Source organism: Limibacillus sp. (genome assembly GCA_037379885.1).
Taxonomy (GTDB): Bacteria; Pseudomonadota; Alphaproteobacteria; order Kiloniellales; family CECT-8803; genus JARRJC01.
Genome location: JARRJC010000010.1, coordinates 1 through 13,171, shown reverse-complemented (window position 1 = coordinate 13,171; position 13,171 = coordinate 1). Strand labels below are relative to the sequence as shown.

Here is a 13,171-nt window from a genome sequence, read left to right as displayed (position 1 = left end):
TGCCACCATCCTGTTGCAAGACAAGGACACTCTCCGGTCGAACCCTACGGCGGCGTCGGGAACCCGAGCGCGGCGATGAGAAAGGCACTCTGACGATGAGCGAATTCACCCTGGTGATCGGCAACAAGAACTACTCCTCCTGGTCGCTTCGCGGCTGGCTGGCCATGGAGGCCTGCGGCGTTCCCTTCAACGAGCAGATCATTCCCCTGGACCTGCCGGAAACGCCCGAGCTGATGGCAAAGTGGTCGCCGACGATGCGGGTTCCGGTGCTCTATCACGGTCCGCTTCTGATCTGGGACAGCCTGGCGATCGGGGAGTATCTGGCCGAAGTCTTCCCTCAGGCGAAGCTCTGGCCCGACGACCGGGAGCTGCGGGCCTGGGGCCGTTCGATCGTGGCGGAGATGCACTCCGGCTTCGCCGACCTGCGCGGCGCGCTCTCCATGGACATGCGCAAGCGCAACAAGCCCGCGCGCATGACGCCCGGCGTCGAAGCCGACATCGCGCGCATCGTCGAGTTGTGGGAGACGAGCCGGGCGAACAATGCGCATCTGGGGCCGTTCCTCCTGGGCGCCTTTTCGCTGGCCGACGCCTTCTACGCGCCGGTGGTGAGCCGCTTTCTGACCTATGGCGTCACCCTGCCCGAGGCGAGTCAGGCCTACAGCGAGGCGCTGCGCAGCCATCCGCCCTATCAGCGATGGTATGCCGATGCCGAAGTGGAGCAGTGGGACCTGCCCGACCACTAACCGCCGGACGCCGCCCTACTGCGTGGCTTCCGCGGGCTGTTCCTCACCCGCTTCTTCGCTTTGCGGGATCGCTTCGCCGGCCGGTTGCGCCGCCGTTCTGCCGTCCACCAGGATCCCAGCCTCGCGGTAGAAGCGCTCGGCGCCCGGATGCAGCGGCACCGTCAGGCCGAGCAGCGCCGTTTCGAGCCGGATCAGCTTGCCCTTGGGATGGCCGCTGTCCAGCAGCTTGCGGGTGTTCTCGTGCCACAGGGCGCGGGTCAACTGATACACCAGTTCTTCGTCCACATCGGCGTTCACCAGCCACTGCGCACCCACGCTCAAGGTCTCGACCGCGCCCACGCTGGGATAGACGCCCGAGGGGATGTAGTCCGGCGTGAAGTAGGGGTACTTCGCAATCAGTTCCTTGGCGCCTTCGCCGGTGATCGGCAGCAACGAGACCGGCTTGACCGCCGCCAGTTGAAGCACCGCCTCGGCGGGCGTGCCGGCGATCAGGAAGAAGGCGTCCAACTCGTCAGCGGCCAGCGCATCGGCAGCGGCGCCCGGCGGCAGGTCCAGTATCTGGACGTCGTCCGGTGACAGCCCGAAGGCCTCCAGCACCAGCAGTCCGCCGACCCGCGTGCCGGACCCCTCGCGGTCCAGCGACACCCGTTTTCCCTTCAGATCGGCAGGGGAGAAGATCACGTCGTTCTGGTCGACCACCAGATGCATGGATTCCGGATAAAGGTTGGCGATGGCGCGCAGGTCGCTCATCGGCTCCTGCCCCTCGAAGCGCCCCTTGCCGCTGTAGGCCCAATAGGCGATGTCCGCCTGGGAGAAGCCGGATTCAATGGTGCCTTCCTGGATCGCCTTCACGTTCGCGACCGAGCCGTTGGTCGATTGCGCGACCAGGATCAAACCCGGTACGCCGCAGGATCCGCCCTGGTCGCAGGGGCGGCTGCCCGGCGGGTTTGAAAGCGCCGCGGAGATCAGGCTGCCGATCGGGAAGTAGGTGCCGCTGGTCGAGCCTGTCCCGATGCGCATGAAGCGTATGTCCTGGGCCGTGGCCGCACCCAGATACAGCAGTGCCGAAAGCGAGAAGGAAAGAGCCAGGGCCAGGAGCGGCAGAGGCCGCGTGACGGGTCTGAAAAGGGCGATGAAGCGCGAGGTCATGGGCTGTGCCGGCATCCCCGTTCGGGCGGTGAATCGCGGATAGATAAATCGCTGATAAATGATTGCTACGAAGACGATAGCGCGATTATCCCTCTGCTGGCAGTAAAAAGATCGGGCCGTTAGACTGATTCCTTGGCAAATTTACGTGAACAGGCCATCCGATAGGCACCCCATGAACCTCGCACGGCTTCTGCTCAGATCGGCCCAGCGCCGCCCCGGCGCACCCGCAATCCGCCTGGGCGAAGAGCTGCACAGCGACTATGCGCGCTTCTGGTCGCGCAGCGCCCGCCTCGCCCGTGGACTGCGGGAGGACTTGGGCCTCCAGACGGGCGACCGCGTCGCCATCGCCATGAAGAATTCCCCCGCCTATCTGGAGGTGATGTTCGCCTGCTGGACCGCCGGTCTGGCGGCTGTCCCCATGAACGCCAAGCTTCACGCCAAGGAGTTTGCCTACATGGTCGAGCACAGCGGCGCGAAGGCGCTCTTCGCCAGCCGCGAGCTGGCAGCCGCGCTCGCCTCCTTCCCCGAAGAGATCGCAACGCTGGAGCGCCTCGTCGACACGGACTCTGCGGACTATGAGGCGCTCTTCGCGGGCCAGGGCATGGAGCCTTCAGCCTGCGCCCCGGACGACCTCGCCTGGCTGTTTTACACCAGCGGCACGACGGGCCGTCCCAAGGGCGCGATGCTAAGTCACGAGAACCTGCTGACCATGACGCTCTGCTACTTCATCGACGTGGACGCGGTGACGCCGGAGGACACGCTGCTGCACGCGGCCCCCATGTCCCACGGCTCCGGCCTCTATTGCTTTCCCATGATCGCCAAGGGCGCCTGCCAGATGATCGCGAAAAGCGGTCAGTTCGATCCCGAGGAGATCTTCGGCATCCTGGACACGACCCCCAACCTCTGCTTCTTCGCCGCCCCCACCATGGTCTCGCGCCTGACCGCCGCGGCGCCGGAACGGAAGGTCCGCACGGAGAACCTCAAGACGGTGATCTACGGCGGCGGGCCCATGTACGTGGCCGATCTCAAGAAGGCCATGGCGCGTTTCGGCACGGCCTTCGTTCAGATCTACGGCCAAGGGGAGAGCCCCATGACCATCACCTCGCTGACCCGCGAGGATCACGCCGCCACCGGTCATCCCCGGCACGAGGCGCGGCTCGCCTCCGCCGGGCAGGCGCAGAGCGCGGTGGAGGTCATGATCGCCGATGAGGAGGACAACCCGCTGCCGCCCGGCGAGGTGGGAGAGATCCTGGTGCGCGGACGCTCGGTGATGCTGGGCTACTGGGACAATCCCGAGGCCACGGCGGAGACCCTGCGCGGCGGATGGCTCCACACCGGCGACATGGGCGCCCTGGACGAGGAGGGCTACCTGACGCTCAAGGACCGCTCGAAGGACGTCATCATTTCCGGCGGCTCCAACATCTACCCGCGCGAGGTCGAGGAGGTCCTGCTGCGCGCGCCGGGGGTCGCAGAGGTCTCGGTGATCGGCGTGCCCCATCCGGACTGGGGCGAGGAGATCATGGCCTTCGTCACCCGGGAGCCGGGAGCGGCGGTGACCGAAGAGGAGTTGGACCGGCTCTGTCTTGAAGAGATCGCGCGCTTCAAGCGGCCCAAGCGCTACCGCTTCCTGGAGGCGCTGCCCAAGAACAACTACGGCAAGATCCTGAAGACCGAACTGCGGCGGCTGGCGGCCGAAACCTCCGAGGCTTAGTGCCGCCCTTAGTGTTAACCCCTAGTGCTCTGTGGCCATGCCTCTGCGGTTGCGGTAGAGCCAGGCGGGCAGAGCCAGCGCCAGCGCGAAACCCGCCAGCGGCAGCAGCATCTGAAGCACCCCGAAGGCACCGATCAACCGCCGGTTGCCACCGGCTGAAAGCGCCACGGCTTCGGTCGTCAAGGTCTGGAACCGTCCAGCCCCAGCGAAGAGGGTCGGCAGGTACTGGGCCACGCTGACCGCGAAGCCCACCGCGCTGGCGATCAGCAGCGGGCGCAGCAGCATCGGGAACTTGATCCGCCAGAAAACCCGCCAGGGCGACGCGCCAAGGCATAGCGCGCTGCGCCCGTAGCGCGGGTCCCAGGCGCGGTAGGGGTCGCGCAGGGAAAGAAAGACGTAGGGCAGAACGAAGACCAGATGACTCCACAGCAGTCCCGGCCAGACCCCGTCCAGCCCGAGCCAGACGAACAGCACCTGCAACCCGAAGAGAAAACCGATCTGCGGGGCCAGGAGCGGCAGGTAGAGCAGCCAGAGCGCTCGCGTGGTCAGCCGCTTGCCGCCGCGCACCTCCTGCTCCAGGCAGCCGAGGCAGAGCAGGGCGGCGATCGCAGCCGCTCCCAAAGCCAGAAGCGCGGTGGTGAGGCTGGGCTGAAGCAGCATCGCGCCCTGCCCGCTCCAGACCTTGAGTGTCCAGGATGACGGCAGCGCATCGGGAAAACGCCAGGGGCCGGCCAGCGACCAGACCAGGAGGGAGGCGAGACCCAGAAAGACCGCCGTCGTCAGCAGCACCGTGGGAGCCGCGGCCAGGAACCGCAGCCAGCCCTCCCCCAGACCGCGTTCAGCGCCGCGCCCGCCCCCCGCGATCCAGCGCCGCCCCAGGGTGACGGCGAGGCGCTCCAAGACGAGCCAAAGGCCGATGGCGAAGATCACGAGCAGAAGCTGCAGCACCGCGCCCGCAGCCGCCTGAAAGCGCAGCGCCAGGTCCGCGTCGCTGAACCAGGTCAGCAGTTGGACCGCCAGGGTCGGCGGGCGCGTCGGCCCCAGGACCAGCGCCATGTCGACCACGGAGAGGCTGTAGGCGAGGACCGCCAGGACCGGCAGGCGTATCTGCGGATAGATGCGCGGGAAGACAGCCTTCATCCAGGCGGTCATGGGCCGGTAGCCGAGCGAACGCGCCACGCGGTGCGCGCGCTCGGCGTCCACCTGTCCCATGGCGGCCAGCACCATCAGGAAAAGGAAGGGCGCTTCCTTGAGCAGAAGCCCCAGGACCAGCGCGAGGCCGAACCCGTCTTGAGGAAACAGGTAGTCGGGCGGCCGCTCCAGGCCGGTCGCCCAGGGCGAGAAAAGACGCAAGAGCCAGCCGCTAGGCGCCAGCAGGAAGGCCAGACCGAAGGCGACGGTCACATGGGGAACGGAAAGCAGCGGGGAAAGCAGCCGCTGGAACCAGCGGAAGGGCCGCGTTCCCTGCCAGGCGGCGCAGAAGGCGACCACCACGGCCAAGGCCAACAGGGTGGAGAGGAAACCCGTGGAAAGACTGAGGCGGATCGAGCCCCAGAGACCGGGTGCGGTCATGAGCGCGCGCCAGGGATCGAGCGAGAGGGCCTCGCCGCCCAGGGCGGGCAGAAAGCCGAAGGCCGGCGCCAGCGTGCCCAGAAGACCCGCCAGGACCGGCCCCAGCATCAGGACGAGGGTGAGGGCGGGCAGCCTGCGCAGCATCGCTTAAGCGCCCCCGCGGCGGGTCAGGTGCCCAGGTAGCGGCGCTGCCACTCGCTCTCCACCCACTCCATCCAGGAGGGGTGCGGCTCCAGGAGCGTCGGCGACAACTGCTCGGGCGTCAGCGTGGCGACGCCGAGGTCGATGGCCTCGAAGCGGGCGCGCTCTTCGGCGGGCAGCTCCGCCACGTCGAGCACGGTGAAGTCGCCCCAATATTCCGGGTTCTGCTTGCGCGCCTGCGCCTCGGCGGACATCAGGAAGTTGGCCAGCACCATGGCTCCCTCGGGCGCCGAAGCGTTGTAGGGGATCGCCACGAAATGGGTGTTGCCGATGGTGCCCTTCTCCATGATGAAGGTCCGGACCGTGTCGGACACTTCGCCGCGCTGGATCCAGGAGGTCGCATCGGCGGGATAGAAGGAAAAGGCGATATCGATCTCCCCATCGCCCAGCAGCTGCTTCATCGCCGGCCCGTTCGCCGGGAAGGCCTGACCGCCACGCCAGAGCGTCGGGTGCAGGGCGTCCAGGAAGGACCAGAGCGGCTCGGTCGCCATGGCCGCCGAGTCCGCGTTGACCGGCTCTTGGAGGATCGAGGGGTCGTCGAGCAACTCGATCAGCGCCTGCTTCAGGAAGGTGCTGCCCAGGAAGTCGGGCGGCTGAGGGTAGCTGAAGCGTCCGGGGTTCTCTTGGCTCCAGGCCAGAAGCTTCCCGATGGACCGCGGCGGCTCGGGCACCAGCGCGCTGTCGTGGATGAAGACCATCTGCGCCATGCCCCAGGGCGCTTCGAGATTATCGACCGGCACGGTGAAGTCGACCCGCGTGGTCGGCTTGTCGTCCAGATCGACCAGCGCATAGTTCGGCAGCGACTGGGTCCAGGGGTCCAGCAGCAGCCCCTCGCGCTTCATGGCCGCGAAGTTCTCGCCATTGATCCAGATGAGATCGACGCTGCCGCCGCTGTCCTTGCCGGCGGCCTTCTCGGCCAGAACGCGGCCCACGGCGTCCGCGGTATCGGAGAGCTTCACATGCTCCAGTTCGACGCCGTAGCGCTCCTCCACCATAGCGCCCGCCCAGGCGATGTAGGCGTTGATGCGGTCGTCCCCGCCCCAGGCGTTCCAGTAGACCGTCTGGCCCTTGGCCTTGGCGACGATCTCTTGCCAGCTTTGATCCGCGGCCTGCGCGCCAAGCGGCGCGGTGACCAACAGCGAAATCAGCGCCAGCGCCGGTGCCAGAACGGAGAATGTGCGACCGCCCGGGCGAACCCCTGTGACCGGCAGCCAGAAACAAGACCGCCGGCTACAAGAGCCGGCGGCCGCGGGGGACTCCCCCCCGCATAAGGTCCCCCCAGCGGCGAACATTACTGGGAGTTGACGTAGACTATAGCGGGCCGACTCCTAACGCTTTCTAAAGACCTAAAGGGGCGGAAAACCGCTAGAAAACTCCAAAAAGAGACCGTGGAGCGGGGTGACGGCGCATTATTATTCTGTTTAATGTATTTGATAACAATCTGGTTTGAGACGCCGACGAGAGAGGGAGAGCTTTCATGAGGGCACCGCAGAACTTCACCTTCGCCAAAAGCCTGGCCGTGGCGGGCCTGCTCGCCGTGGCCGCCCTGATGGGGCTGGATGCGCCGGCGGCCAAGGCGCAGACGTCCAATCAGCCCGCCTACATCATCGGTGAGGCGACGAAGGTGGTGAACGGTCATACCATTGTCGTCGGCGGCATCCCGATCCGGATCGAGGGCGTCTACACACCGATGCCGGGCGAACTCTTCGGCCATACCGCGCGCGTCTACACCGAGCAGGTATTGGAAGGCCGCGAGCTGCGTTGCGAACTCCTGGGCAGCGATGCCCAGGGCCAGAGCATTGGCCGTTGCATCACGAGCGAGGGAGAGTTGGGCGCCCTGGTCGTGAAAGCCGGCGCGGCGCTCGACTGTCCCAGTCAGTCCGGCGGGCGCTTTGCGTCCCTTGAGAGCGCGAGGGCCCGCGAGTTGATCACGCTCGGCGAAGAGTGCCGCTGATCCCCAGCGCGACCTAGCGGTACATCAAGAGCCCGGCCAGCCAATAGGCCAGATAGCCGGCCCCGAACGCGCCGCCCAGCAGCAGCAGAATACCCAGGAACCCTCCAGGAAAGCCGTGGTCGGCCCAGCCCTGGAGGTCTTCATCGGGGTCCGCGTCACGCTCGCGCGAGAACTCCGAGGACAGGTCCTCCTCGGACTTGGCGCCGGTGTCTTTCGCTTCTGCCTTTCTTTGCGGGTCGCTCATGGCCTTCCGTTCTCTGGACCGTCGAGCCTTCATCCCTAAAGATAACGCGTCGCGAGCCAAAGGTCAGGGCCGGGCCTTTAAAAAATACCTAAAGCCGCGAAAAACCGGGAGCCGCCTGCTCAGCCCAGCATCTTGGCGAAGAAGTCCCCGCCCTTGTCATCGATGATGATGAAAGCCGGGAAGTCCTCCACCCGGATGCGCCAGACCGCTTCCATGCCCAATTCAGGGAAGTCCAGGACCTCCACCTCCTTGATGGAGTCGTGGCCCAGCGTCGCCGCGGCCCCGCCGATGGAGCCCAGATAGAATCCGCCATGCTCCTTGCAGCTCCGCACGACGTCCTTGGCGCGGTTGCCCTTGGCGATCGTGACATGGGAGCCGCCGGCGGCCTGGAACTCCGGCACGTAGGGGTCCATGCGCGCAGCCGTGGTCGGCCCGAAGGACCCGGAGGCGAAGCCGGCGGGCGTCTTGGCCGGACCGGCGTAGTAGATCGGGTGGTTCTTGAAGTAGTCCGGCAGGGCCTCTCCCGCCGCCAGACGTTTTGAAATCTCGGCGTGCACGATGTCCCGCGCGACGATCATGGTGCCGCTCAGAAGAAGCGGCGCCTTGACCGGCAGCTTGGACAGCTCCGCGCGGATCCGGTCCATCGGCTGATCGAGGTCGATGCGCGTCGCGCCCCCGGTCTCGAACTCCACCTGCGGGAGGTATTTGGAGGGGTCGGTCTCCAGCCGCTCCAGGAACAGCCCCTCCGCGGTGATCTTCGCCTTTACCTGACGGTCGGCCGAACAGGAGACGGCCATGCCGATGGGAAGCGAAGCGCCGTGGCGCGGCAGGCGCACCACCCGCACGTCGTGGCAGAAGTACTTGCCGCCGAACTGCGCGCCGATGCCCATCTCGCGGGTCAGCTCCAGGACCTTCTGTTCAAGCTCCGGGTCGCGGAAGGCGCGCCCGCCCGGCGAACCGCTGGTCGGCAAGCCGTCCAGCGCCTTGGTGCTGGCGAGCTTGACGGTCTTCAGGGTTTGCTCGGCGGACAGGCCGCCGATCACCAGCGCCAGGTGATAGGGCGGGCAGGCGGCGGTCCCCAGGGTGCGAATCTTCTCGTCGAGGAACTCCATCAGGCGCTCGGGATCGAGCGTGCGGCGGGTTTGCTGGAACAGGAAGGTCTTGTTGGCCGACCCGCCGCCCTTGGCGATGAAGAGAAACTCGTACTCGGAGCCGGGCACGGCCTCGATGTCCATCTGGACCGGCAGGTTGGTGCCGGTGTTCTTTTCTTCAAAGAAGCTCAAGGGCGCCATCTGCGAGAAGCGGAGATTGCGCGTGGCGTAGGTCCGCTCAACGCCAAGCGACACCGCCTCACGCTCGTCGCCCTCGACCAGCACGCGCTCGCCCTTCTTGCCGACCATCAGCGCCGTGCCGGTGTCCTGGCAACTCGGGAACTCGCGCGCCGAGGAAATCACCGCGTTCTTCAGAAGCTCCAGCGCCACGAAGTGATCGTTGTCCGATGCCTCGGGATCGTCGAGGATCTGGCGCAGCTGCGCCAGATGCGCCGGACGGAAAAGGTGGGAGATATCCGCATAGGCCTCTTCGGCCAGCTTGGCGATGGCCTCGGGCTGCACCACCAGAAATTCCCGCTCTCCCAGCTTTTCGACCGAGACACCCTCGCGGCTGATGAGGCGGTAGTCGGTCTCGTCCGGCCCATACTGGAAAAGTTTCTCGTAGTTCGAGGGGGCCGAAACGTCTTTCTGTTCAGAGGCGGCGCTCAACGGACTTCTCCTATTCCTGCAATCGAGGTTCCTGCAAACGGGGTCGCGCGCCTCGCTTCGTCTGACCGAGAGGCGTGCGGCCTGCGCAGAATTAGCATGTCAGTTGCTGTTTGACGACTCTCCGGAGGCAGGCGCCGCCGCCTCCTCCGGCCCGTAAAAGGCGTAGTTGAGCACCAGGGGCGGCAGAGAGGGCGCGCTCGGATAGGGCTGGCTCACCTGTCCCTCGGTGAGCGGCGCTCTCTCCGCCAGAAGCGGCGGCATCCAGCGGTTCCGCCGCCCTTCCGGCCAGACCAGCAGAACCCGCGCCTCACGCAGCCGCTCGGGCGTGATCCAGGGGGAAAGCCCAAGATCCCCTTCAAGCAGGACAGCGGGCCGTCCGGGCAGATTCAGGGAGAGATTGCCAGCCTCCCAATAGGGGCCGGAGACGATCTCAGGCGCGCCCGGCAGACTCTCCAAAAGGCGTTCGGCCAGCTCGGGTCCCGGAAAGACACCCTTGGTCGCCTTGCCGCGCAGGTCGGAGCCGAAAAGGTGGTGCAGCCCGAAGGCCGTGACCGTCAGAAAGGTGACCGCGAAAAGCCAGACCACGGCGGCGCGCACCCCGGCGGCGCGGGGTCTTGGCCGCGTAAGGCTTATCGCCAGCAGCCCGCTCAGGCAGAACAGCGGCGCACCCCAGGCGGACTTGGGGTCGAACCCCATGGCCAGGGAGAGAGCCAGGATGAGCGCGAGGGGCCCGAGCCCGAAGAAGAGCAGGAACCGCCGGTCGGAGACCTCGGCCCTCTGAAGCGCCGCCTCCGCCTCGGAGCGCTTGCGCCGGAACGGCCAGAAAAGCAGCAGGATCAACGCCAGCAGCAAGGGCAGGTGATCCAGCAGCTCGTTCAGAGCGAAGTCCAGGGGGTTGAGGAAACGCTGGCCGAGACCCGCCACCTCTCCACCCCGCTCGCGGGCATAGGTCAAGGGCGCGAAGTCGTGCTGCACCAGCCAGATCAGGTGCGGCAGGATCAGCGCCAGGGCCAGCGCGCCCGCCGCCCAGGGCTTCCAGCCCTTGAGGCGCTCTCGCCCCAGCGGGTCGATCAGGAAGAAGACCAGCGCCACGGCGGGGACCAGCGCAACCGAGTACTTGGTGTAGAAGCCGGCGGCGAGGATCAGCGCCAATCCGATCCAGGATCCAAAGCCATCTTCCCGCCAGCAGCGGTGCAGCAGATAGAAGGCCCAGGCCCAAAGCGGCATCTGAAGGACGTTGTGGTTGAACTCGGGCGTGGGGAACTGAAAGTAGGTGAGGCCGCCCAGGAACATGGCGCCCAACGCCGCCCAGAAGGGTGTCGTCAACCGCAAGCCCAGCAGCCATACCGCCCAAAAGGTAAGGGCGATGGAGACCTGGCTTAGAAGATAGGCCGACCAACTGGCCGAGCCCGTCAGCCAGTAGACTCCCTCGATCAGAAGGGAGGGCAGCGGCGGGTGCTTGGCGTAGCCCCACTGGAGGTTGTTGCCCCAGGCGTAGAGCTCGACCACGTCCAGAGGCGGGTTGATGTGGGTCAGGCCGGGAACCAGCGTCCAGAGCGCGACCTGAATCCCGGCATAGGTAAGCAGCAGCGAGCCGCCGGGCTGCGCCAGGGTGGCTTTGATGGTCATGCCGCGTTCGATTCCCCCCGATGAAGCGACGAAGCGCCAGCGCCTTTCGGCGCCCTTGGTCTTTGGTTCTCCTAACAGAAAATCACGAACGGCGTAACAGCAAAGCCGCGACCAGAAGCAGCCCGGTGGCGGTCAAGGTGGCCGCCGTGAAGTCCCCTTGCAGGCTGTAGAGATAGCCCGCGAATACCGGCCCGATCATCTGCCCGAGACCGAAAGCGGCGGTCATCAGCGCCAGACTCCGGCGGGGATCGCCGCTGGAAAGCTGCCGGGCGTGGATCAGCCCGAGCGCGGTGATGCCCATGAAGGTGCCGCCCAGCAGAACGGCTGACAGGACCAGACCCGGGAGGCCGCCCGCGACGACCGAAAGGGCGACGCCCGCCGCCTCGACCAGGCAGGCAAGGGAGAAGGCCCTGTCCGCCCCCAGTCTGCGCGCCAGCCAGGCCCAGAAGGCCACCGAGGGCGCCGCCGTCAGGCCGACCACCGCCCAGACCAGCGCGCCCGCGCCCTCGACGGCGATCTCCTCGCGCACCAGCGTCGAGAGGAAAGTCGCCGTGATGACGTAACCGAAGCCGAACAGGCCGTAAGCGAGGATCAGCGCGCGCAAGGCCCGGGACAGGCCGCCCGCGCCCTTTGGCGGCGGCGGGGCTTCGGGCGCGGACGGCACGGCCCGCCAGCAGAGCAGCAACGCCAGAAGCGTCAGCACGGCCCCGCCGAACCAGAGCTCGCGCCAGCCCGCGCCGTTCGCACCCAGCCACCAGACCATGAGGGCGGAGAGTGCGATGCCGGTCCCCACACCGCCGAAATGCACGGCCGAGAGCTGAGGGCGTCCGGCGGCGGCCAAGCGCTCCAGGATCAGCGCCGAGGAGAAGACCAGGACGAAGGCGCTGGCGAGGCCGCCAAGGAACCGGAGGATCAGGAAGGGCGTCAGGCTATCGACGAGCCCCATCGCCGCCGTGGTGGCGGCGCTCACCAGCAGCGCCAGAAGAAACCAGGCGCGGCGGCTGCCGGGCAGCAGGCTCTTCGCCGCGGCGAGCGCGCCCAGCAGGTAGCCCAGGTAGTTCGCGGAGGCGATCAGCCCCGCCTCGTCCTTGGGCAGACCCAGGGCCTCTTCCATGTAAGGCAAGACCGGCGTGTAGAGGAACCGTCCGACCCCCATGGCGGCGGCCATGGCGGCCATCCCGGCCAGAACCAGAATGAGCGGCGCGCGCAACGACCCTTGTGGGGAGGAAGCTTCCGACATGACGCAGGCAGCTTAGACGCAAGTCGCCGGCGACAGGAAGGCCGTCCCGGAGAGTGGCGCCTGTTGGAGGAGGAATTTACCTAGGTGGCCCGGCTCAAGCCGTTCCGGGCGGACGCCCGCCTCTCCCTCAGCGCGCGGCGCAGGGGCACCAGCGGACGCTCGACCGCGAGCACGACCAGATAGGACGCCACGAGGGAACAAAGAGACGTGAGGAGGAAGCTGACAGGGCCCTGTTCGGGCATGCCAAGCCAGGTCAGCAGAACCGCGATCGGCATGTGCAGCAGGAACAGGGGATAGCTGATCGATCCGCAAAGGGCGGCGAAGCGGCTGTCGCTGCGCACCTCCGTGAAGAGCGAGAAGGCTCCAAAGAGCAGAAGCGGCGCCAGGATCATGTAGGCGGCGGACTCCGGTGCGTAGCGCTGATGATCCATCGCCGCGGGCGCCACCAGCATGGCTGCGGCGAGCAGGAGCGCGCAGACCACCGCCACGGCCCGGGGCAGAGCTAGCTTCACCTCAAAGCAAAGCGCGCCCAAGGCCAACGCGTATCCGAAGTGGAGCACCGCGGATAGAGCGGCAAGCGGGGTGAAAGAGGCTAGGAAGAGCAAGAAGAGCAGCAGAATCCGCCAGCGCTGAAAGAGGGTGTAGAAGAAGAACAGCAGGGCATAGAAGCCCAACTCCACACCCAGCGACCATGACGTTCCGATCACCCTCGGCATGGCCCAGCCCTCGCCGATCAGCACAAGGTTGAAGAGCCACTGCCCGGAGGTCTCGGGCCAGCCCATCAGGCGCCCGATCTCATAGCTTTCGAAAGGTAACTGCCCCGCGATCGGCAGCGCAAAGAGAAGGCAGACCCAATAGATCGGGAAGATGCGGAGAAAGCGGTTCGAAAGAAAGGCCCCCGGGCGACCGGCATAGGTCTCCCTCAAGAGACCCGCGACAAGAAACCCGCTAATGAAGAAGAAGCATAC

General features: G+C 66.6%; 11 protein-coding genes. 3 read left to right on the top strand and 8 right to left on the bottom strand.

All coding sequences use genetic code 11. The features are described 5' to 3' along the window. Positions 1-95 precede the first annotated feature (95 nt). Positions 96-743 carry a glutathione S-transferase family protein gene (locus tag P8X75_04995; GenBank protein MEJ1994559.1) on the top strand — a complete coding sequence of 216 codons (648 nt, stop codon included), beginning with the start codon at positions 96-98 and terminating at the stop codon, positions 741-743. 15 nt (positions 744-758) lie between these two features. Here P8X75_04995 and P8X75_04990 read toward each other — a convergent pair whose 3' ends face one another. Then, positions 759-1,892 carry a TAXI family TRAP transporter solute-binding subunit gene (locus P8X75_04990; GenBank protein MEJ1994558.1) on the bottom strand — a complete coding sequence of 378 codons (1,134 nt, stop codon included), beginning with the start codon at positions 1,890-1,892 and terminating at the stop codon, positions 759-761. A 172-nt stretch (positions 1,893-2,064) separates the two neighbouring features. Here P8X75_04990 and P8X75_04985 point away from each other — a divergent pair, with 172 nt between their 5' ends. Beyond that, positions 2,065-3,603: a long-chain fatty acid--CoA ligase gene (locus tag P8X75_04985; protein ID MEJ1994557.1), complete on the top strand. Its 1,539-nt coding sequence runs from the start codon at positions 2,065-2,067 to the stop codon at positions 3,601-3,603. A 21-nt stretch (positions 3,604-3,624) separates the two neighbouring features. Here P8X75_04985 and P8X75_04980 read toward each other — a convergent pair whose 3' ends face one another. Both P8X75_04980 and P8X75_04975 read right to left on the bottom strand, forming a co-directional pair. Next, positions 3,625-5,319, bottom strand: coding sequence for an ABC transporter permease (locus P8X75_04980; GenBank protein ID MEJ1994556.1), 1,695 nt, complete (start codon positions 5,317-5,319; stop codon positions 3,625-3,627). 23 nt (positions 5,320-5,342) lie between these two features. Then, a complete protein-coding gene (locus P8X75_04975; protein ID MEJ1994555.1) occupies positions 5,343-6,530 on the bottom strand; it encodes an ABC transporter substrate-binding protein in 1,188 nt (395 codons plus the stop codon). Positions 6,531-6,853: 323 nt separating this feature from the next. Here P8X75_04975 and P8X75_04970 point away from each other — a divergent pair, with 323 nt between their 5' ends. After that, positions 6,854-7,330, top strand: a complete 477-nt coding sequence (locus tag P8X75_04970) for a hypothetical protein (protein ID MEJ1994554.1) — start codon at positions 6,854-6,856, stop codon at positions 7,328-7,330. A gap of 13 nt (positions 7,331-7,343) precedes the next feature. Here the strand turns inward: P8X75_04970 and P8X75_04965 are convergent, their stop codons facing one another. The 5 genes from P8X75_04965 to P8X75_04945 form a co-directional block, all read right to left on the bottom strand. After that, positions 7,344-7,574 (bottom strand): hypothetical protein, encoded by a 231-nt coding sequence (locus P8X75_04965; protein ID MEJ1994553.1) that lies wholly within the window; start codon positions 7,572-7,574, stop codon positions 7,344-7,346. A 119-nt stretch (positions 7,575-7,693) separates the two neighbouring features. After that, positions 7,694-9,334 carry a FumA C-terminus/TtdB family hydratase beta subunit gene (locus P8X75_04960; protein MEJ1994552.1) on the bottom strand — a complete coding sequence of 547 codons (1,641 nt, stop codon included), beginning with the start codon at positions 9,332-9,334 and terminating at the stop codon, positions 7,694-7,696. 99 nt (positions 9,335-9,433) lie between these two features. Beyond that, on the bottom strand, positions 9,434-10,963 hold the full coding sequence (locus tag P8X75_04955; protein MEJ1994551.1) for a glycosyltransferase family 39 protein: 1,530 nt from the start codon (positions 10,961-10,963) through the stop codon (positions 9,434-9,436). Positions 10,964-11,045: 82 nt separating this feature from the next. Further along, a complete protein-coding gene (locus P8X75_04950) occupies positions 11,046-12,203 on the bottom strand; it encodes a YbfB/YjiJ family MFS transporter (GenBank protein MEJ1994550.1) in 1,158 nt (385 codons plus the stop codon). Between the two features lie 80 nt (positions 12,204-12,283). Beyond that, on the bottom strand, positions 12,284-13,171 hold an 888-nt coding region (locus P8X75_04945), incomplete at its 5' end, for an acyltransferase (protein MEJ1994549.1).